Here is a 19,586-nt window from a genome sequence, read left to right on the forward strand (position 1 = left end):
AGACGCGGCGTCATCATTGCCGACGGCGGGTAAATGGCGGGTAAATCAGTGCGAAAAAATCGGCGCAATCACCGCGGCGGCGCACGGCCCTCAGCGGATTTCAACGGTGATGTCCGGGTAGGCCTTCTCCCCGTCGCTGAGGTAATGCCCCAACGCCCGGTAAGCCATGACGTACAGCACGGCGGCGCCGCACAGGCACAGCAAGGTCACGAGAAAGAATCTGGATTTGCGCACGATAGGCTCCATGGGGAAATTTTCACCTATTGTAACGCGGCAAAATAAACGAAGGTTCAATTGGCGGCGGGTCGTTTGCCTCACGCTCATTCAGAGAGACGGCAGCACGCCATATCTTCAGCATGTAGATAAGGCGTCACCCCGGCAATGGTAACGCTGGCAGCCCTCCGTTCATAGCCATCGTCTTCAAACGTACCAAGAGTCGGTCAGTGCTTCACGAGGTTCATAGAGCGGAACAGAAAACCGTTCTCTCGATTGTTGCTGTTATCCAGCCCAACGCCTGGGAGCCCATTTCGTTGCTCCAACCTTCGTTAAGCAACGAGCCGCCGATCGCTTCCATAATGTACGCATTTTTCTCTCCGCTACTCACTGAAAGTTAGCGAAGTAACACAACATGACAACGAACGCGTCTCGTTCGTGAAGAAAGATTAAGTTACCTCGTCAAAATGACTTTGAACACAACATCACTCTACCTTGTGCCGGAGACATCTTTGTATACCTGATATCTCCGGCCAGTATCATACGACAACGAATCAATCAAAAATCGTTTTGAACATCGGCACCAACAGTTTATTCCCGTATTCACTTACATGGTTATCATCATAATAAATAGGGCGCCCGCTATATGTGCTTTCACATTTCCCACCACTACAAATTAGTGGTAATGGATTCAGAATTTTCACGCCACATTTTTCTGCAGCTTCGTCCTGTGCTTGCCATACGAACGAATGACGTTTCATATAGTCAGCCTCCGACAGATAAATATGCGGAGCATCCTTCCCAAACATCATGGCCCGTGACAGGGTTTTAGGGACATTAGACATCATTTCCGGCATAGGCCGCATCATGAAAACAGGATGTTTGGCCGCTAACTCACAGGCAGACTCAACCAAAGATGACTTGAATTCCGCGAGGAATTCAGGCTTCGGATTCGAGCTGACCTCAGAGAAATAGACGATCGGCGTACGCATTTTTTCTTCGACATTATGCCGTCCAAAGGCATATACCGAGGTTCTGTTGATGATCACGATAGGAATAGAACTATCCAGGCTTGCCAGTTTTTTCCGTTGCCATTGATTGAAGCCATAACAATCCTGATGATCCTCAGCTTCACCAGGTACTGTTTTTGCCCGGTAGAGCGTAGGACAACCCGCATAGGTAAGATTCAACACGCCATCGTCTTTGCTTGGCAATGCCGCTTCCACGGCTGTAACCATAGCATTACCATGGCTATCACCGACGACTACCGCCTTAATTTCACTGCCGCCGAATATGCATCCCGGGGAGGTCGTGCCCGTCGTAGCGAAGCAGTCGGCGTGCTTGGGGTTGGAATTGAGACTTTCATTAGCGATAAGATCGATCTGTTCCGGTACGCGGTTGATAAAATGGTGTTTAAACATGACGACAGTAGCGGCGCAGATAATCACCATACAGGAACCGATACTGAAAACATTCCCCCAATCGCTTTGCTTAGCTAATTTCTTACGAGCCGGATTTTCAATAAAACGCAGAGAAAGCTCACCTAAAACCAAACTGAGCAGCAATCCCCCCAGCATCCATCGCCAATCTCCCGCGGTGTTGTTGTAAGCAAGAAAAACCACTATGGGCCAATGCCAAAGATAAATAGAGTACGACGAAACGCCCACCCGCTCTGCAATATAGTTAGATGTAAAAATTGATCCCTGTCTGGCCGCAGCGAGCACCAGCATCGCCCCTGCTACTGGAACCATCGCATAAGCCCCCGGCCACGCAAGCTTAGGTGTGAAAAACACGATTGCAACAACGATTAGGATGAAACCCACCAGTTCCATTATTTGAGCTTTAATTTTCGAGAAGTGACTATTCCGAGTCAACCACCATACTGCTCCACCAGCCAACATCTCCCACGCCCTTGTCGGCAACAAAAAGAACGCGGCGCTGGGTAAGGTGACAGCTAAATAGCAAGCGAGAGCAAAGGAGAGCAAAAAACCACCAAACAGGGTGAATTTCACCCCTGACGTTTTCCAAAAACGCCACACAACCAACAAAACGACGGGAAGTGCAATATAGAATTGCCATTCAACCGATAATGACCAGGTATGAAGCAACCACTTTTCATGCGATGCAGCATCAAAATAGCCAGATTCTTTCCAAAACTTTACGTTTGAAATGAACAGTACGGCAACTAACACATGCTTTGAAAGGGTATTGTAGTCTACAGAGGTGAGGAAAAACCAACCGAGAATCAGTAGGGTAAAACTCAAAGCCAACAATGCGGGAATGATTCTGCGTGCGCGAGCCAGATAGAAACGCCAAAGGGAGAAGTTGCCACTTTCTATACCAGAAACAATTATTTGCGTCATCAGGAAACCTGAGATCACAAAAAACACATCCACCCCTACAAAACCACCAACAAAGCCAGGAACGCCAAAATGGAACAGAACGACAGCGATTACTGCCCAAGCGCGAAGCCCATTGATATCATGCCGGAAAACCCTTGCATTAGAAGACATAGCAACACTCATTAATGAAGATTTATGCAGATAGCGAAGACGTCGCATTTTGCACCATGAGTAGAATTTTACCTATAGTAGCCCTCCATTAATCGGATTTTTACCACTCCGCAGGGAACCACTTTTGATAGAGGCAGCATGGCAATGGAGCCTCGTCTGAGAATAAGGGCATCCTCTTAGTGAGGTTTTCTCCTAACTCTCTCTCTGCTCGCGTATGGCGCTGCATAAAAGACTTCGACGAAGTGCTCCTCCCTCAGAGACATCAGCGATAAGTTTATTTGGGTATAACCGAGTTCCCAGTAGGGTTACTAACAGAAAATACAATAAGTTGAGGGAAAGATAAGGATAAGAAGGCTTCGTAGAGATGTGTTGACTTCAAAATGGCACGCCCTATAGGATTCGAACCTATGACCTACGGCTTAGAAGGCCGTTGCTCTATCCAACTGAGCTAAGGGCGCATTGAGATGCGGCAACCTGTGGTTGCGGGTTGCGATTATACGGTCAGAGGTTAGCGAGTCAATGCCTTTTCATGACGTTACGGCGGCGACGGTGCTTTATGGCGTTTTTTCCGCCAGCGCCCGTGCGGCGGCCCGCGCTATGCTGCGTTGCGCCAGGCCGACAGCGGTATCGCCTGGCGTGCGTCCGGCCCCTTGCCGCCCATCGCCCCGCCGCAGGCAAAGGCGCACGGACTGAACGACCGCCGTAATGTCGCCCCAATCGGCATGCTCAACCACCTGCATGTTGCAGGTCGCCTCCCCTCTTTTCCCCGGAGCGGAGTCAGGGCGTGCGCTGTTTAAAGAAGCCTGGCTCCACGGCGCCCAAGCCAGCAATAGCGCGCACCCTACCCATGCGCTGCCGTTCATGCGCACAGCTTCCGCCACAGGGCGCTCAGGCGCGCCCGCCACGACGGCGTCGCCTGGTGCTGACAAAGCTGATGCAGCGCGTTGAGTTGCTCACTGTCCGCCGGATGCAGCGAAGAATCGAACACCGTCTCGCCAACGTGCTTAGGCTGCGCCGGTTGCCGATCAGGCTGATGATGCAACGGATAAAGCCGGGTTATCGCTCTCATGATCCTGCCCTCTTTCGCCCTGTGTATGGCCCCAGCGTATGCAAATGCCGGTAAAAATGGCGTAGAGGTTCCTGAAGCCGGCATAAAAAAAGCGTAAATCGGTCTCGCCAACGGCGGCGAGGGTGATTCTGCGCCTGACAGCGCGCTCAGCTTCTGCCAGAATAGCGGCATCCCCGCTTTTCTTAATTGATGGATTTCCACACTGATGTCAGCAAAGATTATTGATGGTAAAACGATTGCGCAGCAGGTTAGAAACGAAGTGGCTGAGCAAGTGAAACAACGTCTGGCGGCCGGCAAGCGCGCGCCAGGGCTGGCGGTTGTGCTGGTCGGCGAGAATCCGGCTTCGCAAATTTACGTCGCCAGCAAGCGCCGCGCCTGCGATGAAGTCGGCTTCCTCTCCCGCTCCTACGACCTGCCCGCTGCCACCAGTGAAGCCGAGCTGCTGGCGTTGATCGACCAGCTGAACGCCGATGAGGAAATCGACGGTATTCTGGTGCAGCTGCCGTTGCCGGCCGGCATCGATAACGTCAAGGTGCTGGAACGCATCCATCCGGACAAAGACGTCGACGGCTTCCACCCGTACAACGTCGGCCGCCTGTGCCAGCGCGCGCCCAAGCTGCGCCCATGCACGCCGCGCGGCATCGTCACCCTGCTGGAGCGTTATAACATCGATACCTACGGCCTGAACGCCGTGGTGGTCGGCGCGTCCAACATCGTCGGCCGCCCGATGAGCATGGAGCTGCTGCTGGCCGGCTGCACCACCACCGTCACCCACCGCTTCACCAAAAACCTGCGCCACCACGTCGAGAATGCCGATCTGCTGGTGGTGGCGGTCGGCAAACCGGGCTTCATTCCGGGCGACTGGATCAAACCGGGCGCCATCGTAGTGGACGTCGGCATCAACCGCCTGGAAAGCGGTAAAGTGGTGGGCGATGTCGATTTCGACGCCGCCAGCGAGCGCGCCGCTTACATCACCCCGGTGCCGGGTGGCGTTGGCCCGATGACCGTGGCTACACTGATCCAAAATACCTTGCAGGCCTGCGAGGAATATCACGACGTTCAACCTAAATAAGTAAGGCAGTATGGAAATTTTCAATCTGGACAATCATCCCCATGTCGAACTGTGCGATCTGCTGAAGTTCCAGGGCTGGTGTGAAAGCGGCGGCGCCGCCAAAGAAGTCATCGCCGAAGGGCAGGTGAAAGTCGACGGTAAGGTCGAAACCCGCAAGCGCTGCAAGATCGTCGCCGATCAGGTGGTGGAGTTCGGCGGCGGCAAGGTCATGGTTAAACCCTAACCCGCAGCCATAGAAAAAGGCGCTGAATTCAGCGCCTTTTTTATTTCCTTCTGCCGGATTACTTACGGCGCCAGGTGGTGCCCTGCGGGCCGTCTTCCAGCACGATGTTCATCTCGTTCAAGCGATCACGCGCGGCATCCGCCAGCGCCCAGTCCTTGGCGGCGCGCGCTTCGTTACGCTGTTTGATCAGCGCTTCGATCTCCGCCACTTCACCGTCGTCAACCTGTGCGCCTCCTTGCAGGAACTGCTCCGGCTCCTGCTGCAGCAGGCCAAGCACGTTCGCCAGCTTGCGCAGTTCCGCCGCCATGCCGCTGGCCGCCGCCATGTCTTCCCCCTTCAGGCGGTTAACCTCGCGCGCCAGATCGAACAACGCCGAGTAGGCTTCCGGGGTGTTGAAGTCGTCGTCCATCGCTTCGCGGAAGCGAGCTTCGAACGCTTCGCCGCCGGCCGGCGCGGCATTGGCGTCGGTGCCACGCAGCGCGGTATAGAGGCGCTCCAGCGCGGTGCGCGCCTGCTTGAGATTCTCTTCACTGTAGTTCAGCTGGCTGCGATAGTGGCCGGACATCAGGAAGTAACGCACCGTCTCCGCATCGTAATGGCCGAGCACGTCGCGAATGGTAAAGAAGTTATCCAGCGATTTGGACATCTTCTCTTTGTCGATCATCACCATGCCGGAGTGCATCCAATAATTGACGTACGGGCCGTCGTGGGCGCAGCTCGACTGCGCGATCTCGTTCTCGTGGTGCGGGAACATCAGATCGGAACCGCCGCCGTGGATGTCGAAGTGGGTGCCCAGCTGTTTGCAGTTCATGGCGGAGCATTCGATGTGCCAGCCCGGACGGCCCGGCCCCCACGGCGACTGCCAGCTCGGCTCGCCCGGCTTGGACATTTTCCACAGCACGAAGTCCATCGGGTTGCGCTTAACGTCGTCGATCTCTACGCGCGCGCCGGCCTGCAGCTGCTCCAGATCCTGGCGCGACAGCAGCCCGTACTGCGGATCGCTGTCGATGGAGAACATCACGTCGCCGTTGCTGGCCACATAGGCGTGATCGCGATCGATCAGGCGCTGGGTGATCTCGATGATCTCGGCGATGTGTTGGGTCGCGCGCGGTTCGCTGTCCGGGCGATCGATCAGCAACGCGTCGAAGTCGGCATGCATTTCCGCCAGCATGCGTTCGGTCAGCTGGTCGCAGGTCTCATGATTTTCCGCCGCGCGGCGGATGATTTTGTCGTCCACGTCGGTGACGTTGCGCACGTAGTTCAGCGAATAGCCGAGATAGCGCAGGTAACGCGCCACCACGTCGAAAGCGACAAAGGTACGACCGTGGCCGATGTGACACAGGTCATAGATGGTTACCCCGCACACGTACATGCCCACTTTCCCGGCATGAATGGGTTTGAATTCCTCTTTTTGACGACTCAGGGTATTAAAAATCTTTAGCATCGGGAGATTCCGTGGTGTGCGTGATAACAAAAAAGATAACCGGGCTTCAGGTTTAACGCCCGGTAGCGTATTGAAACCTGAAGCCTGATCTATTGCAAGGTTAAGGCCATGCTTTGCTGACTTCACGCGAAGAAAAAGCGCAAAATTCGCCGGCCGGCGCAATTGTTATAATATAACATAAATACAATTACCACAGACAGTGCGCGGTTGACCCGCTGCTGACTCGCTGGGGCGGATATGTTATAAGGGCGGTCTGAATGTTCACTCGCTTTACGTGACGTCTCACTTCACCTTGTTAGGATTAAAACTATGGTTACTTTCCACACCAATCACGGCGATATCGTTATCAAGACCTTTGCTGACAAAGCGCCGGTTACCGTTGAAAACTTCCTGAACTACTGCCGCGCCGGTTTCTACGACAACACCATCTTCCACCGTGTGATCAACGGCTTCATGATCCAGGGCGGCGGTTTCGAGCCGGGCATGAACCAGAAAGCGACCAACGCGGCCATCAAGAACGAAGCCAACAACGGTTTGAAAAACACCATCGGCACCCTGGCAATGGCGCGCACCAACGATCCGCACTCCGCCACCGCACAGTTCTTCATCAACGTGGCTGACAACGACTTCCTGAACTTCCGCGGCGAAAACGTGCAGGGCTGGGGCTACTGCGTGTTTGCTGAAGTGGTTGAAGGCATGGACGTGGTCAACAAGATCAAAGGCGTGAAAACCGGCCGCAGCGGCATGCACCAGGACGTACCGGTAGAAGACGTGGTGATCAACAGCGTGACCGTCAGCGAGTAATCGCGGCTGCATGAGTACGCTGTTCATCGCAGATCTGCACTTGTGCGCACAGGAACCGGCAATCACTGCCGGTTTTCTGCGTTTTTTACGGCGCGAAGCGGTGCATGCCGACGCGCTGTACATCCTCGGCGACCTGTTTGAAGCCTGGATCGGCGACGACGATCCCGAGCCGCTGCACGCGGAGATCGCCGCGGCGCTGAAAGCGCTGCAACAGGCCGGCGTGCCCTGCTATTTCATCCACGGCAACCGCGATTTTCTGCTCGGCAAGCGCTTCGCCCGCGCCAGCGGCATGCAGCTGCTGCCGGAAGAAAAAGTGCTGGAGCTGTACGGCCGCAGGATCCTGATCCTGCACGGCGACACCCTGTGCACCGACGATCAAGCCTATCAGCAATTCCGCCGTAAAGTGCACAACCCGCTGATTCAAAAACTATTCCTCGCGCTGCCGCTGCGCTGGCGACTGAAGATCGCCGCCAAGATGCGCGCCCGCAGCCAGCAATCCAACCAGTACAAGTCGGACGCCATCATGGACGTCAACCCGCAGGCGGTCGAGCAAACGATGCTGCGCCACGATGTGCACTGGATGATCCACGGCCATACCCATCGCCCGGCGGTGCATCGGCTGGCGTTGAGCAACGGCGAAGCCCATCGCGCGGTGCTGGGCGCCTGGCACGTCGAAGGATCGATGATCAAAGTCAGCGCCGACGCCGTCGAGCTGATCCAATTCCCGTTCTGAGTTCCGCACTGGCGCGCGGGTGAAAATTCGCGCTTTCGCCGGTGAAAACCGGCGACGCAACCGTTTTCCTCGCCGTGCGCTCATGGTATGCTCTACGCCCTCATTCGGCCCTCAGCCGACGCCAGACAAATCACAGGAGCCTTACACCCATGGGAGCCAACGCCGCTTCAGCCGCCAATGCCGGGGCTAAAATCGCAATTGTAATGGGATCGAAAAGTGACTGGGCCACCATGCAGTTCGCCGCCGAAGTCCTGACCCAGCTCGATGTCCCCTTCCATGTCGAAGTCGTTTCCGCTCACCGCACGCCGGACAAGCTGTTCAGCTTCGCCGAGCAGGCTGCCGCCAACGGCTTTGACGTGATCATCGCCGGCGCCGGCGGTGCCGCGCATCTGCCGGGCATGCTGGCGGCGAAAACGCTGGTGCCGGTGCTGGGTGTGCCGGTGCAAAGCGCCGCGCTGAGCGGCGTGGACAGCCTCTACTCCATCGTGCAGATGCCGCGCGGCATTCCGGTGGGGACGCTGGCGATCGGCAAAGCCGGCGCCGCCAACGCCGGGCTGCTGGCGATGCAGATCCTGGCGCTGCACGACGCCGCGCTGGCGCAGCGTTTGGCGGACTGGCGTCAGGCGCAGACTGAAGACGTTTTGAACCACCCCGATCCGCGGGAGGACGCATGAAGCCGGTTTGCGTACTGGGCAACGGCCAACTGGGGCGCATGCTGCGCCAGGCCGGCGAACCGCTGGGCATCGCCGTCTACCCTGTCGGCATCGATGCTGAACCCGAGGCGGTGCCGTATCAGAACAGCGTCATTACCGCCGAGATTGAACGCTGGCCGGAAACCGCGCTGACGCGCGAACTGGCGACTCACAGCGCCTTCGTCAACCGTGACATCTTCCCGCGTTTGGCGGATCGCCTGACGCAAAAGCAGCTGCTCGATCAACTCGGCCTGGCGACCGCGCCGTGGCAGCTGCTGGCGAGCGCCGCCGAATGGCCGCAGGTGTTCGCTGCGCTGGGCGAGCTGGCGATCGTCAAACGCCGGGTCGGCGGCTATGACGGCCGCGGCCAGTGGCGCTTGCGTCCGGGGCAGGAAGCCGAACTGCCGGCCGATGCCTATGGCGAGTGCATCGTCGAGCAAGGCATCAATTTCTCCGGCGAAGTGTCGCTGGTGGGCGCGCGCGGCCACGACGGCCGTTCGGTCTTCTACCCGCTGACCCACAACCTGCATGAAGACGGCATCCTGCGCGCCAGCGTGGCGCTGCCGCAGCCCAATCCGGCGCTGCAGCAACAGGCCGAGCAGATGCTGGCGGCGATCCTGAACGAGCTGAACTACGTCGGCGTGATGGCGATGGAATGCTTTATCGTCGGCGATCGGCTGTTGATCAACGAACTGGCGCCGCGCGTGCACAACAGCGGCCACTGGACGCAAAACGGCGCATCCATCAGCCAGTTCGAGCTGCACCTGCGCGCCATCCTCGGCCTGCCGCTGCCGCAGCCGGTGGTGAGCACACCGTCGGTGATGGTCAACCTGATCGGCACCGCCGTCAACGAACAGTGGCTGTCGCTGCCGCTGGTGCATCTGCACTGGTATGAGAAAGAGGTGCGCCCGGGCCGCAAGGTCGGCCACCTCAATCTGAACGACCCGAGCGCCGCCGATCTGCATCAGGCGCTGCAGGCGCTGGCGCCGCTGCTGCCGGGCGAATACCAAAGCGGGCTGGCCTGGGCACAGCAGAAGCTGGCTTAACGGTTTACACCGCCGAAAAGAAGAAGGTTCAGCCCAGGCTGAGCCTTTTTTATTGCCGCAAAGATCAACGCGAGCCGATATTACGCAACGGTTTGCCGGCCATCAGATTGCGCTCAATGTGTTCCAGTGAAATATTTTTGGTTTCCGGGATCAGCGCCAGCGTGATGAAAACAAACAGCACGTTAAGCCCCGCGTAAACCCAAAAGGTGTGAGCGCTGCCCAACGAATTCAGCATGGTCAGGAACGTCGCCCCCACGATCATATTGGCTATCCAGTTAGTGGCGGTGGAACAGGTGATGCCGAAATCGCGGCCTTTCAATGGCTGGATCTCTGAGCACAGCACCCAAATCAGCGGGCCGGCGCTCATGGCAAAGCCGACGATAAACATCAGCAGCATGACGATGGCGAAATATTGCTCCGCCGCCGAGTTCATGCCGATGTTCATCATGGTGCCCAGCGCCCCCATGCCGACGGCCATCACGATAAACCCAAGGATCAAAGTGGGCTTGCGGCCCCAGCGGTCAACCAGCCCAATAGCGATAAAGGTGGCCAGCACGTTGACCAGACCGACGATCACCGTGCCCCACATCTGCTGTTCCGTACTGGCGAAGCCCGCCAGACCGAAAATCTTCGGCGCGTAATACATGGTGACGTTCATCCCGGTAAACTGCTGCATCACCTGAAGAAGAATGCCAAGGAAAACCGCGCGGCGGAAATTTTTATTGCCTTTGAACAACGCCCAACCGCTTTGCTTCAGTTTGAGGCTTTCACGAATTTCATTCAGCTCATACTGCGCCTGGGCACTGCTGTCGCGCAGCTTCTCCAACACCTGACGCGCTTGCTCATGGCGATTACGCGAGGCCAACCACCGCGGGCTGTCAGGCAAAAAGAACACGCCGACCAACAACAGCCCGGCCGGGATGGTGATGACGCCCAACATCCAGCGCCAGGCGCCGGTATAGCTGAATGCCGTATCAGACAGGTAAGCGGCCAGAATGCCGATGGTGATCATCAATTGATACATCGAGATCATGCTGCCGCGGATTTTCTCCGGCGCGATTTCAGAAAGATAAATCGGCGCGGTATAAGAAGCGATCCCCACCGCCAATCCCAGCAGAATACGTGAAACGATCAACACCTCCACGTTGGGAGCGAACGCAGAACACAGCGATCCCGCCACGAAGAGGATTGCGCCGATCATCAAACTGTATTTGCGCCCCAGCCGGAAGTTCATCCAGCCGCTGCCGATGGCGCCGACGGCGGCGCCAAACATCATTGAGCTGACCACCCACTCCTGCTGAGAGCTGGTGATCTGAAAAGTATCGGTAATAAACGGCAGGGCGCCGGCGATCACGCCGATATCAAGACCGAACAGCAGGCCGGCCAAGGCGGCTAAAAAACAGACGAAAAAAGTCATGCCGACATGAGTCGGGCTTTTCTCCGCCGGTGTCACTTTGACGGTATCGCTCATACAGCCTCCAGGAGAAAACGGTCATCAGTGTGCGACATGATAGGAGGCAATGCGTCGGAGATAAGTGAGTGCGATCACATTAGTGAAAACGGTTACATTCCATTAAATCTTTTTAGGCCGTTTTTTATGGCGGATGAATTCACTTAATACATGCGTAACCCTCTAAATCAATGCGTAAAACAGGCGAAGTCAGCCAACTATCCGCTACACCGATGACCAATGGCAAACGTATCGATATGACATAAATGTAATCGATTTCACAATGAATGGGCATGAAGAGGAATTGCGCCAGTGACGCGCGAAAGAAAATCGGCAGGCCCGGCCACGCTTGGCGGCAACGGGCCTGCGATCGCCAGATCAGCCATCATAACTGCGGAACAGCGCCCGGCCGCGCAGCAAGCGCACGCCCAGCCAGCCGCCGCACAGCGACAGCAGCAGCGCGCTGGCCAGCGGCAGCGCCCACCACAGCACCGGCGTCGGCGTCCACGGGAAGTCGAACACCCGGCTTTGTAGCAGCCACAGCGCCGCCTCGGCCCCCACCGCCGCCGCGATGCCCGCCACCAGCCCCAGCAGGGCAAACTCGCACCACAGCGTGCGGCGCAGCAGCCGTTTACCGGCGCCCAGCGTGCGATAGACCACCAGCTCCTGCCGCCGCTGACGCATGCCGACCTGCACCTGCGCCAGCAGCAGCAGGCCGCCGCACAGCACCACCAGCACCACCATCACCTCCAGCGCGCGGCTGACCTGTTGCAGCACGCCGCCGACCTGTTTCAGGATCGCGCCGATGTCCAGCAGGCTGAGCGTTGGGAACTGGCGGTTGAGCTGGGTCAACATCCGGCCATCGCCGTCGTAGCGGAAGCTGGTGAGCCAGGTCTGCGGCTGGCCGTCCAGCGCGCCCGGCGGGAAGATAAAGTAAAAGTTCGGCTTCAGGCTTTCCCAATCCACCTGGCGCAGACTGGTGACCTTGGCGCTGAACGCCTGGGTATCGCCGCTGAAGGTCAGCGTGTCGCCCAGCTTGATCTTCAGCCGCCCGGCAATGCCTTCATCCATCGAGACTTCGCCGCTTTTCGGCGGCCAATTGCCCGCCACCAACGGATTGTGATCCGGCATTTCGGCCAGCCAGGTCAGGTTCAGCTCACGGTTCACCGCCTCGCCGCCCGGATCGTCCTCATGCACCCGTTCGGTCGCCACCTGCTGGTTTATCTCGGTCAGGCGCACCCGGACGATCGGGTAATAGGTTTCCGGTTTGATCTGGTGCTGCTGCAGGAAGGTTTTCACCTGCGGCACCTGCGCCTCGGTCATGTTGAGCAGGAAATAGTTCGGGCTGTCCGGCGGCAGCTGTTGCTGCCAGCGTTCGAGCAGATCGCCGCGCAGCACCAACAGCAGCGCCAACAGCATGAACGACAGCGAGAACGCCGCCAACTGGCTGATGGTCACCCACGGCTGATGCAGCAGGCGGTTGACCGCCAGCCGCAGCGCCAGACTCTTGAGCGTGATGCGGCGCAACAGCAGCAGGCTGCCCCACCCTATACCGCCCAGCAGCAGCGCCAGCACCGCCATGCCCGCCAGGATCGCCCACAGCAACGTGCTGGCTCCCATCAGCAACACCAACAACGCGACCACGATCGCGGCCGTCACCGGCAGGAAGTAGCGCAGCGGCCAGACGTTGGCCGCCACATCGCGACGCAGCACCCGCAGCGGCTGGGTGGCCAGCAACTGGCGATACGGCCGCAACCCGACCAGCAGCGAAATCAGCACCAGCGCACCGAGCGCCCACAGCCACGGCCAGACGCCGGCGGCGGGCAACGCGGCCGGCAACACCGGCTTCAGCAGGCGAATCAACAGCGCCTCGAACGCCAGCCCGATCGCCCCGCCGCACACCGCCGCCAGCGCCATCACCGCCAGCCACTGGCCGACGATCAATTTGCGCAGCGCGCCGCGCCCGGCGCCAAGGGTTTTCAGCACCGCGATCAGATCGTAGCGGCTGCGGCAATAGTGGCTCATCGCCACCGCCACGGCGGCGATCGACAACAGCAGCGTCAGCAGGGCCGACAACAGCAGGAACTGTTGGGAGCGCTGCAGCGACTTGCCCAGCGCGCTGCCGGATTCCTGCAGCCCGAACCAGCGCTGATCCGGCGTCAACTGCGGCGTCAGCCGTTCTTCGTAACGCTGAATATCCGGCTCGGCGCCGGCGAACATGTAACGATAGGTCAGGCGGCTGCCCGGCTGCACTGCGCCGGTCTTATCGACGTCCGCCAGGTTGATCATGATGCGCGGCGCGGTCTGGAATGGATTGAAACCGGCGTCCGGCTCCTGAATGATTTCACCGGCGATGCGCAGCGTGGTGTCGCCCACCTCCAGCGAATCCCCCACTTTCACGTTCAGCAGCGCCAGCAAACGCGGCGCCACCAGCACGCTGCCCGGTTCGGGCTGGATGTTGGCCGGGCGCGTTTCCAGCTTGCCGTACAGCGGATAGGCCAAATCGATGGCTTTCACGTCCGCCAGCTGCGGCCGATCGCCGGCATAGGTCATGGTGGTGAACGACAGCTGACGGCTCACCTTCAGCCCTTGTTGCTGCGCGTCCAGCAGCCAGCCTTCCGGCACCGGATGCGCGCTGCGCAGCACCCGATCGCCGGCGATAAAATCGCGGCTCTGCTGGCTGAGCCCTTTGTCCATGCGATCGCTGATGCTGCCCAGCGCCAGCACGCAGGCGACGGAGAGCGTCAGCGCCAGCCACACGATCAGCAGCGACGGCGAGCGCCATTCGCGCCAGAACCAGCGCCAGATCATGCTTCCTCCCACAGCTTGCCTTCGCGCAGCCGCAGCCGCCGCTGGCAGCGCGCCGCCAGGGTTTCGTCATGGGTCACCAGGATCAGGGTGGTGTCAAAATCGCGGTTGAGGGAAAACAGCAGGTCGGCGATGCGATCGCCGGTCTGACGATCGAGGTTGCCGGTCGGTTCATCGGCGAACAGCACCCGCGGTCGGCCGCTGAAGGCGCGCGCCAGCGCCACGCGCTGCTGCTCGCCGCCGGACAGCTGCGCCGGCAGGTGATCGAGCCGTTTCCCCAGCCCCAACTGCTCGAGCAGCTGCACCGCCTGCTCGCGGCTCTGTCTGTCGCTCTCGCCGCGCAACAGCGCCGGCAGTTGCACGTTCTCCAGCGCGTTCAGCGTCGGCACCAGCATGAACGACTGAAACACGAAGCCGACATTCCTGGCGCGCAGCGCGGCGCGCCCCTCTTCGTCCAGCGCGGTCAGCGACTCGCCGAGCAAGCGCACCTCGCCTTCGCTGCCGTCATCCAGCCCGGCCAAAATGCCCAGCAAGGTCGATTTCCCCGATCCGGATTCGCCGATCAGGGCGATCGTCTGCGCGGGTTTGACAAGCAGCTCGACTCCGGTAAGGATGGTGAGCTGATGCTCACCCTGACCAACGTGTTTACTAAGATGATGAACTTCAAGAACGTTTTCCGCTGGCATCTTCCCTTCCTTTTGCTGTTGGGATTATTCAGTTTACGCGCTGCCGCCGCCGATACCTTGTTGATTTTAGGCGACAGTTTAAGCGCCGGTTACCGCCTGCCGATCGAGCGGGCGTGGCCGACGCTGTTGGCCGAACAGTGGCAGAAAAAACCGGGTGCGCCGCAGCTGGTCAACGCCAGCATCAGCGGCGACACCGCCGCGCAGGGGCTGGCGCGTCTGCCCGCGCTGCTGAAACAGCATCAGCCGCGCTGGGTGCTGATCGAGCTGGGCGCCAACGACGGCCTGCGCGGCTTCCCGGCGCAGGACGTACAGCGCGATCTCGGCCAAATCATCACGTTGGTGCAGCAGGCCGGCGCGCAGCCGCTGCTGATGCAGATCCGCATCCCGCCGAACTACGGCCGCCGCTATACTGAAGCGTTCGGCGCCGTCTACCCGGCACTGGCCAAGCAGTTCAACATTCCGCTGCTGCCGTTCTATATGGAACAGGTGGTGGTGAAGCCGGAATGGATGCAGGATGACGGATTGCACCCCAATGGGGACGCCCAGCCGTTTATCGCCACCTGGATGGCGGAGCGCCTGGAGCCTCTAGTAAAGCATGAGTCTCACTAAATTAGGGTCGTACACTAGGTAAAGTTATGCAAAAAGCGGTATTGATAACCGGCTGTTCCAGCGGGATTGGCTTGATTGCGGCGCAGGATCTGCGCAACCGCGGCTACCGGGTGCTGGCCGCCTGCCGCAAGCCGCAGGACGTGGAAAACATGCGCCAGCTCGGGCTGGAAGGCATCGAGCTGGATCTGGACGACAGCGCCAGCGTCGAGCGCGCCGCCGCCGAGGTGATCGCGCTGACCGACGGCCGGCTGTACGGTCTGTTCAATAACGGCGGTTTCGGCGTTTACGGCCCGCTCAGCCGCATTTCGCGCAGCCAGCTGGAACGGCAGTTCGCCACCAACCTGTTCGGTACCCACCAACTGACCCAGCTGTTGTTGCCCGCGATGTTGCCGCACGGCGAAGGGCGCATTATTCAGACCAGCTCGGTGATGGGCCTGGTCTCCAGCGCCGGGCGCGGCGCCTACGCCGCCAGCAAGTTCGCGCTGGAAGCCTGGTCGGACGCGCTGCGCATGGAGCTGCACGGCAGCGGCATTCAGGTCAGCCTGATCGAACCGGGGCCGATCTCCACCCACTTTAGCCAGAACGTCAACCAGGCGCAGAGCGACAAACCGGTGCACAATCCCGGCATCGCCAAGCGCCTGACGCTGCCGCCGGAGGCCATTCTGCCCAAACTGCGCCACGCGCTGGAAAGCCCGCGCGCCAAACTGCGCTATCCGGTCACCCTGCTGGCGCACGCGATGAGCGTGCTGCGCCGCATTTTGCCGGGCCGCTGTCTGGATTGGCTGCTGCGCAGCAACGCTTAATTCGCCCGACGGGGTTGAAGAATGGCGGCGCGCCCCCATCTACACCCCATGGCTCCGCACGATCAGAGAGAAAAAAGATGCTAGCTCAAGCTGTTGTTGATATTAACGAAACTAACCTGCACCAGACGCTGGAACAATCGATGTCCACACCGGTGCTGTTCTACTTCTGGTCCGAGCGCAGCCAACACTGCCTGCAGCTCACGCCGGTGCTGGACAAGCTGGCGGCGGAATACGCCGGTCAGTTCATTCTGGCCAAGGTGGACTGCGACGCCGAACAGATGATCGCCTCGCAATTCGGGCTGCGTTCTATTCCGACGGTCTACCTGTTCAAAGACGGTCAGCCGGTCGACGGCTTCCAGGGCCCGCAGCCGGAAGAAGCGATCCGCGATTTGCTGCAGCGTTTCCTGCCGAAGGAAGAAGATCTGAAACTGGCACAGGCGCAGGAGCTGCTGGCCGCCGGCAACGCCGCCGAAGCGCTGCCGCTGCTGAAAGACGCCTGGCAGAGCAGCCAACAGCGCAGCGACATCGGCCTGACGCTGGCCGAAACTCAGATCGCGCTCAGCCGCAGCGAAGACGCTGAAGCGGTGCTGGCGACCATCCCGCTGCAGGATCGCGATACCCGCTATCAAGGTCTGGTGGCGCAGATTGAATTGTTGAAGCAGGCGGCGGACACGCCGGAAATCCAACAGCTGCAACAGCAGGTGCAGCAGCAGCCGGACAACGTCGAACTGGCGGTGCAGCTGGCGCTGCAACTGCATCAGGTCGGGCGTAACGAAGAAGCGCTGGAACTGCTGATGGGGCATCTGAAGAAAGATCTGGCCGCCGCCAACGGCAGCGCGCGCAAAACCCTGATGGACATTCTGGCCGCGCTCGGCACCGGAGACGCGCTGGCCGCTAAATATCGCCGCCAGCTGTACTCCCTGCTGTACTGATATCCGTCATACTTGAAGCTGCATCCAGGCGGCAAATGTGAGAAGCCCTGGGCGCTTAGATAACTAAGCGACCAGGGCTCGAACGTGCAGCCAGCTTGAAATATGACGGGGATTAGCGATAGACCCGCACCCCGCCCTCCACGCCCGCCGGGCTGAACAACACCTGCCACAGCTGAATGTTGCGCGAACGGAACGCGCCGGCGCAGGCGTTCAGGTAATAGGTGAACATGCGTTCGAAGCGCTCGGAATAACCGCCCATCAGATCCGGCCACGCCCGTTTGAAATTCTCCAGCCAGGCCATCAGCGTGCGATCGTAATCGGCGCCAAAGTTGTGCCAATCCTCCATCACGAAACGCCCTTCGCTGGCCTCGGCGATATGCCGCACCGAAGGCAGGCAGCCGTTGGGGAAGATGTATTTGTCTATCCAGGCGTCAACGTTGAGATCGGTCTGATTGGAACCGATGGTGTGCAGCAGGAACAGACCGTCGGGCTTCAGGTTGCGCGCCGCGACGCTAAAATAGGTCTCATAGTTTTTCGGCCCGACGTGCTCGAACATGCCGACCGACACGATGCGATCGAACTGGCGATCCAGATCGCGGTAATCCTGCAGCAAGATCTCGACGTCCAGCCCAGCGCAGCGTTCCTGCGCCAGCTTCTGCTGCTCGGCGGAAATGGTCACACCGTGCACCGAGACGCCGTAGTTTTGCGCCGCAAACTGCGCCAATCCGCCCCAGCCGCAGCCGATATCCAGCAGCGTCATGCCCGGTTTCAACTGCAGTTTTTCGCAGATCATCCTGAGCTTGGCCTGCTGCGCCTGCTCCAGCGTCTGCGCCTCTTTCCAGTAGCCGCAGGAGTATTGCATATAAGGATCGAGCATCGCCCGAAACAGGTCGTTGCCGATGTCGTAGTGCTCTTTGCCCACCTGCCAGGCGCGCTTGCGCGATTGGCGATTGAACAGCCGGGCATAGGCGATGCGCGCGATGTCGCTCAGGCTTTTCGGCAGCCGTTCATCGACGCCGGCCTGCAGAATGCGGGTGAACAGCATGTCCAGCCGTTCGCACTCCCACCAGCCGTCCATATAGCTTTCGCCGAAGCCGAGCGAGCCTTCCTGCAAAATGCGTTTGAACAGCGCCGGGTTATGCACCCGGATATCCCAGGCGCGCGGGCCGTTGATGGCGACGCCGGCTTCCGCCAACATCTCCTCCACAATGCGATACCAGCGATCGTTCTTCTGGGCGAGTTCATCAACACTGAGCGAATCCATAACAATCCTTGGCCGAAATGTCATTTCAAAAAGCATAGTCGCAAATGAAAATGACAAATTTTTGACGGTAAACACGGGGGTGTTTTTACTCTAGCCAAGGCGAGCAACATCATGAAATGAATAAAAATTATTGAAATCATGCCATTTAGGCATACTTATTTTTCAGCTGTGCCACACTTGTCGTGACAACACTCTGTTCCAGACGCGGGATCCACCGCTCGCGGGTTGCGTCAGCGCCCTGGATTAAGTCGCGGTATCAGTAGGCATTTTTCCGGCGCTGTCGTAATATCTGTTTACATATGTCTGACAGGAGGTTTGCATGCTTACTTTTATTCCCATCGTGATCGTCGTCGCGCTGATTGTGGTGTTCGCCGGCGTCAAAATTGTGCCGCAGGGGTTCCAATGGACGGTAGAACGCTTCGGCCGCTATACCAAAACGCTGATGCCGGGCCTGAACCTGGTGGTGCCGTTCATGGACCGCATCGGCCGCAAAATCAACATGATGGAGCAGGTGCTGGACATCCCTTCCCAAGAGGTGATTTCCCGCGATAACGCCAACGTCGCCATCGACGCGGTGTGCTTTATCCAGGTGGTCGATCCGGCGCGCGCCGCCTACGAGGTCAGCAACCTCGAACAGGCGATCGTCAACCTGACCATGACCAACTTCCGCACCGTGCTCGGCTCGATGGAGCTGGACGAAATGCTGTCGCAGCGCGACAGCATCAACAGCCGCCTGTTGCACATCGTCGATGAAGCGACCAACCCTTGGGGGGTGAAAATCACCCGTATCGAGATCCGCGACGTGCGGCCGCCGGCGGAACTGATCGCCTCGATGAACGCCCAGATGAAGGCCGAGCGCACTAAGCGCGCCGACATCCTGGAGGCGGAAGGGGTGCGTCAGGCGGCCATTCTGCGCGCCGAAGGGGAGAAACAATCGCAGATCCTGAAGGCCGAGGGCGAACGCCAGTCGGCGTTCCTGCAGGCGGAAGCGCGTGAACGCGCCGCCGAGGCCGAGGCGCGCGCCACCCAGCTGGTGTCCGACGCCATCGCCAGCGGCAACATTCAGGCGGTGAACTACTTCGTGGCGCAGAAATACACCGACGCGCTGCAGAAGATCGGTTCCTCCAACAACAGCAAGGTGGTGATGATGCCGCTGGACGCCAGCAGCCTGCTCGGCTCGATCGGCGGCATTACCGAACTGCTGAAAGAAAGCAAAGGCAAATAA

At 59.1% G+C, this 19,586-nt stretch carries 19 protein-coding genes and 1 tRNA gene; 10 read left to right on the forward strand and 10 right to left on the reverse strand.

Annotated features, from left to right (window positions below; genetic code table 11):
- Positions 1 to 90: 90 nt before the first annotated feature.
- The 5 genes from HWW83_RS15430 to HWW83_RS15450 form a co-directional block, all read right to left on the reverse strand.
- Positions 91 to 234, reverse strand: coding sequence for a hypothetical protein (locus HWW83_RS15430; RefSeq protein WP_162837200.1), 144 nt, complete (start codon positions 232 to 234; stop codon positions 91 to 93).
- Between the two features lie 533 nt (positions 235 to 767).
- Positions 768 to 2,726, reverse strand: coding sequence for an acyltransferase family protein (locus HWW83_RS15435; protein ID WP_069100254.1), 1,959 nt, complete (start codon positions 2,724 to 2,726; stop codon positions 768 to 770).
- A gap of 381 nt (positions 2,727 to 3,107) precedes the next feature.
- Positions 3,108 to 3,184 (reverse strand) — tRNA-Arg (locus HWW83_RS15440).
- A gap of 96 nt (positions 3,185 to 3,280) precedes the next feature.
- Positions 3,281 to 3,589 carry a hypothetical protein gene (locus HWW83_RS15445; protein ID WP_050594405.1) on the reverse strand — a complete coding sequence of 103 codons (309 nt, stop codon included), beginning with the start codon at positions 3,587 to 3,589 and terminating at the stop codon, positions 3,281 to 3,283.
- Positions 3,586 to 3,795, reverse strand: a complete 210-nt coding sequence (locus HWW83_RS15450) for a hypothetical protein (protein WP_033642142.1) — start codon at positions 3,793 to 3,795, stop codon at positions 3,586 to 3,588. Before HWW83_RS15450 ends, HWW83_RS15445 begins: the two co-directional genes overlap by 4 nt.
- 205 nt (positions 3,796 to 4,000) lie before the next feature.
- Between HWW83_RS15450 and folD the strand changes: the two genes are divergently transcribed.
- Both folD and ybcJ read left to right on the forward strand, forming a co-directional pair.
- Entirely contained in the window at positions 4,001 to 4,867 is an 867-nt protein-coding gene (gene folD, locus HWW83_RS15455) for a bifunctional methylenetetrahydrofolate dehydrogenase/methenyltetrahydrofolate cyclohydrolase FolD (RefSeq protein WP_004940177.1), read from the forward strand.
- Between the two features lie 10 nt (positions 4,868 to 4,877).
- Positions 4,878 to 5,090, forward strand: coding sequence for a ribosome-associated protein YbcJ (gene ybcJ, locus HWW83_RS15460; protein ID WP_033642141.1), 213 nt, complete (start codon positions 4,878 to 4,880; stop codon positions 5,088 to 5,090).
- Between the two features lie 58 nt (positions 5,091 to 5,148).
- Here the strand turns inward: ybcJ and cysS are convergent, their stop codons facing one another.
- Positions 5,149 to 6,534: a cysteine--tRNA ligase gene (gene cysS / locus HWW83_RS15465; protein ID WP_033642140.1), complete on the reverse strand. Its 1,386-nt coding sequence runs from the start codon at positions 6,532 to 6,534 to the stop codon at positions 5,149 to 5,151.
- A gap of 309 nt (positions 6,535 to 6,843) precedes the next feature.
- Between cysS and ppiB the strand changes: the two genes are divergently transcribed.
- The 4 genes from ppiB to purK all read left to right on the forward strand — a co-directional run bounded on the left by ppiB (position 6,844) and on the right by purK (position 9,809).
- Positions 6,844 to 7,338 carry a peptidylprolyl isomerase B gene (gene ppiB / locus HWW83_RS15470; RefSeq protein WP_016928800.1) on the forward strand — a complete coding sequence of 165 codons (495 nt, stop codon included), beginning with the start codon at positions 6,844 to 6,846 and terminating at the stop codon, positions 7,336 to 7,338.
- Between the two features lie 10 nt (positions 7,339 to 7,348).
- The gene (locus HWW83_RS15475; protein WP_033642139.1) at positions 7,349 to 8,071 is read left to right on the forward strand and encodes a UDP-2,3-diacylglucosamine diphosphatase; all 723 of its coding nucleotides are present in this window, start codon (positions 7,349 to 7,351) and stop codon (positions 8,069 to 8,071) included.
- Between the two features lie 149 nt (positions 8,072 to 8,220).
- Positions 8,221 to 8,745, forward strand: a complete 525-nt coding sequence (purE, locus tag HWW83_RS15480; protein ID WP_004940188.1) for a 5-(carboxyamino)imidazole ribonucleotide mutase — start codon at positions 8,221 to 8,223, stop codon at positions 8,743 to 8,745.
- Complete coding sequence (gene purK / locus HWW83_RS15485) at positions 8,742 to 9,809, forward strand: 5-(carboxyamino)imidazole ribonucleotide synthase (RefSeq protein WP_069100256.1); 1,068 nt, start codon at positions 8,742 to 8,744, stop codon at positions 9,807 to 9,809. The genes purE and purK overlap by 4 nt, the downstream gene beginning before the upstream one ends.
- Positions 9,810 to 9,873: 64 nt before the next feature.
- On the opposite strand, the gene HWW83_RS15490 is transcribed toward purK, so the two are convergent.
- The 3 genes from HWW83_RS15490 to ybbA form a co-directional block, all read right to left on the reverse strand.
- Positions 9,874 to 11,280 (reverse strand): sugar porter family MFS transporter, encoded by a 1,407-nt coding sequence (locus tag HWW83_RS15490; RefSeq protein ID WP_033642138.1) that lies wholly within the window; start codon positions 11,278 to 11,280, stop codon positions 9,874 to 9,876.
- 357 nt (positions 11,281 to 11,637) lie between these two features.
- The gene (ybbP, locus tag HWW83_RS15495; RefSeq protein WP_176589405.1) at positions 11,638 to 14,070 is read right to left on the reverse strand and encodes a putative ABC transporter permease subunit YbbP; all 2,433 of its coding nucleotides are present in this window, start codon (positions 14,068 to 14,070) and stop codon (positions 11,638 to 11,640) included.
- The gene (ybbA, locus tag HWW83_RS15500; RefSeq protein ID WP_004940192.1) at positions 14,067 to 14,753 is read right to left on the reverse strand and encodes a putative ABC transporter ATP-binding protein YbbA; all 687 of its coding nucleotides are present in this window, start codon (positions 14,751 to 14,753) and stop codon (positions 14,067 to 14,069) included. Before ybbA ends, ybbP begins: the two co-directional genes overlap by 4 nt.
- Between ybbA and tesA the strand changes: the two genes are divergently transcribed.
- The 3 genes from tesA (at position 14,724) to HWW83_RS15515 (ending at position 17,097) form a co-directional block, all read left to right on the forward strand.
- Entirely contained in the window at positions 14,724 to 15,362 is a 639-nt protein-coding gene (gene tesA / locus HWW83_RS15505; protein WP_162472522.1) for a multifunctional acyl-CoA thioesterase I/protease I/lysophospholipase L1, read from the forward strand. The two genes, ybbA and tesA, sit on opposite strands and share 30 nt — an antisense overlap.
- Positions 15,363 to 15,388: 26 nt before the next feature.
- The gene (locus tag HWW83_RS15510; protein WP_004940195.1) at positions 15,389 to 16,165 is read left to right on the forward strand and encodes an SDR family oxidoreductase; all 777 of its coding nucleotides are present in this window, start codon (positions 15,389 to 15,391) and stop codon (positions 16,163 to 16,165) included.
- Positions 16,166 to 16,242: 77 nt separating this feature from the next.
- Complete coding sequence (locus tag HWW83_RS15515; protein WP_033642135.1) at positions 16,243 to 17,097, forward strand: co-chaperone YbbN; 855 nt, start codon at positions 16,243 to 16,245, stop codon at positions 17,095 to 17,097.
- 112 nt (positions 17,098 to 17,209) lie between these two features.
- On the opposite strand, the gene cfa is transcribed toward HWW83_RS15515, so the two are convergent.
- Entirely contained in the window at positions 17,210 to 18,361 is a 1,152-nt protein-coding gene (gene cfa, locus HWW83_RS15520; protein ID WP_033642134.1) for a cyclopropane fatty acyl phospholipid synthase, read from the reverse strand.
- A gap of 319 nt (positions 18,362 to 18,680) precedes the next feature.
- Between cfa and HWW83_RS15525 the strand changes: the two genes are divergently transcribed.
- Positions 18,681 to 19,586 (forward strand): SPFH domain-containing protein, encoded by a 906-nt coding sequence (locus tag HWW83_RS15525; RefSeq protein ID WP_004940203.1) that lies wholly within the window; start codon positions 18,681 to 18,683, stop codon positions 19,584 to 19,586.

The sequence above is a fragment of the Serratia ureilytica genome, from assembly GCF_013375155.1.
GTDB lineage: Bacteria > Pseudomonadota > Gammaproteobacteria > Enterobacterales > Enterobacteriaceae > Serratia > Serratia ureilytica.

Excerpts from the sequence above, each read along its gene's own strand:
- HWW83_RS15435 (WP_069100254.1), bottom strand. The coding sequence starts at position 2,726 with ATGTCTTCTAATGCAAGGGTTTTCCGGCATGATATCAATGGGCTTCGC.
- HWW83_RS15445 (WP_050594405.1), bottom strand. The coding sequence starts at position 3,589 with ATGAACGGCAGCGCATGGGTAGGGTGCGCGCTATTGCTGGCTTGGGCG.
- HWW83_RS15450 (WP_033642142.1), bottom strand. The coding sequence starts at position 3,795 with ATGAGAGCGATAACCCGGCTTTATCCGTTGCATCATCAGCCTGATCGG.
- folD (WP_004940177.1), top strand. The coding sequence starts at position 4,001 with ATGTCAGCAAAGATTATTGATGGTAAAACGATTGCGCAGCAGGTTAGA.
- ybcJ (WP_033642141.1), top strand. The coding sequence starts at position 4,878 with ATGGAAATTTTCAATCTGGACAATCATCCCCATGTCGAACTGTGCGAT.
- cysS (WP_033642140.1), bottom strand. The coding sequence starts at position 6,534 with ATGCTAAAGATTTTTAATACCCTGAGTCGTCAAAAAGAGGAATTCAAA.
- ppiB (WP_016928800.1), top strand. The coding sequence starts at position 6,844 with ATGGTTACTTTCCACACCAATCACGGCGATATCGTTATCAAGACCTTT.
- HWW83_RS15475 (WP_033642139.1), top strand. The coding sequence starts at position 7,349 with ATGAGTACGCTGTTCATCGCAGATCTGCACTTGTGCGCACAGGAACCG.
- purE (WP_004940188.1), top strand. The coding sequence starts at position 8,221 with ATGGGAGCCAACGCCGCTTCAGCCGCCAATGCCGGGGCTAAAATCGCA.
- purK (WP_069100256.1), top strand. The coding sequence starts at position 8,742 with ATGAAGCCGGTTTGCGTACTGGGCAACGGCCAACTGGGGCGCATGCTG.
- HWW83_RS15490 (WP_033642138.1), bottom strand. The coding sequence starts at position 11,280 with ATGAGCGATACCGTCAAAGTGACACCGGCGGAGAAAAGCCCGACTCAT.
- ybbP (WP_176589405.1), bottom strand. The coding sequence starts at position 14,070 with ATGATCTGGCGCTGGTTCTGGCGCGAATGGCGCTCGCCGTCGCTGCTG.
- tesA (WP_162472522.1), top strand. The coding sequence starts at position 14,724 with ATGAACTTCAAGAACGTTTTCCGCTGGCATCTTCCCTTCCTTTTGCTG.
- ybbA (WP_004940192.1), bottom strand. The coding sequence starts at position 14,753 with ATGCCAGCGGAAAACGTTCTTGAAGTTCATCATCTTAGTAAACACGTT.
- HWW83_RS15510 (WP_004940195.1), top strand. The coding sequence starts at position 15,389 with ATGCAAAAAGCGGTATTGATAACCGGCTGTTCCAGCGGGATTGGCTTG.
- HWW83_RS15515 (WP_033642135.1), top strand. The coding sequence starts at position 16,243 with ATGCTAGCTCAAGCTGTTGTTGATATTAACGAAACTAACCTGCACCAG.
- cfa (WP_033642134.1), bottom strand. The coding sequence starts at position 18,361 with ATGGATTCGCTCAGTGTTGATGAACTCGCCCAGAAGAACGATCGCTGG.
- HWW83_RS15525 (WP_004940203.1), top strand. The coding sequence starts at position 18,681 with ATGCTTACTTTTATTCCCATCGTGATCGTCGTCGCGCTGATTGTGGTG.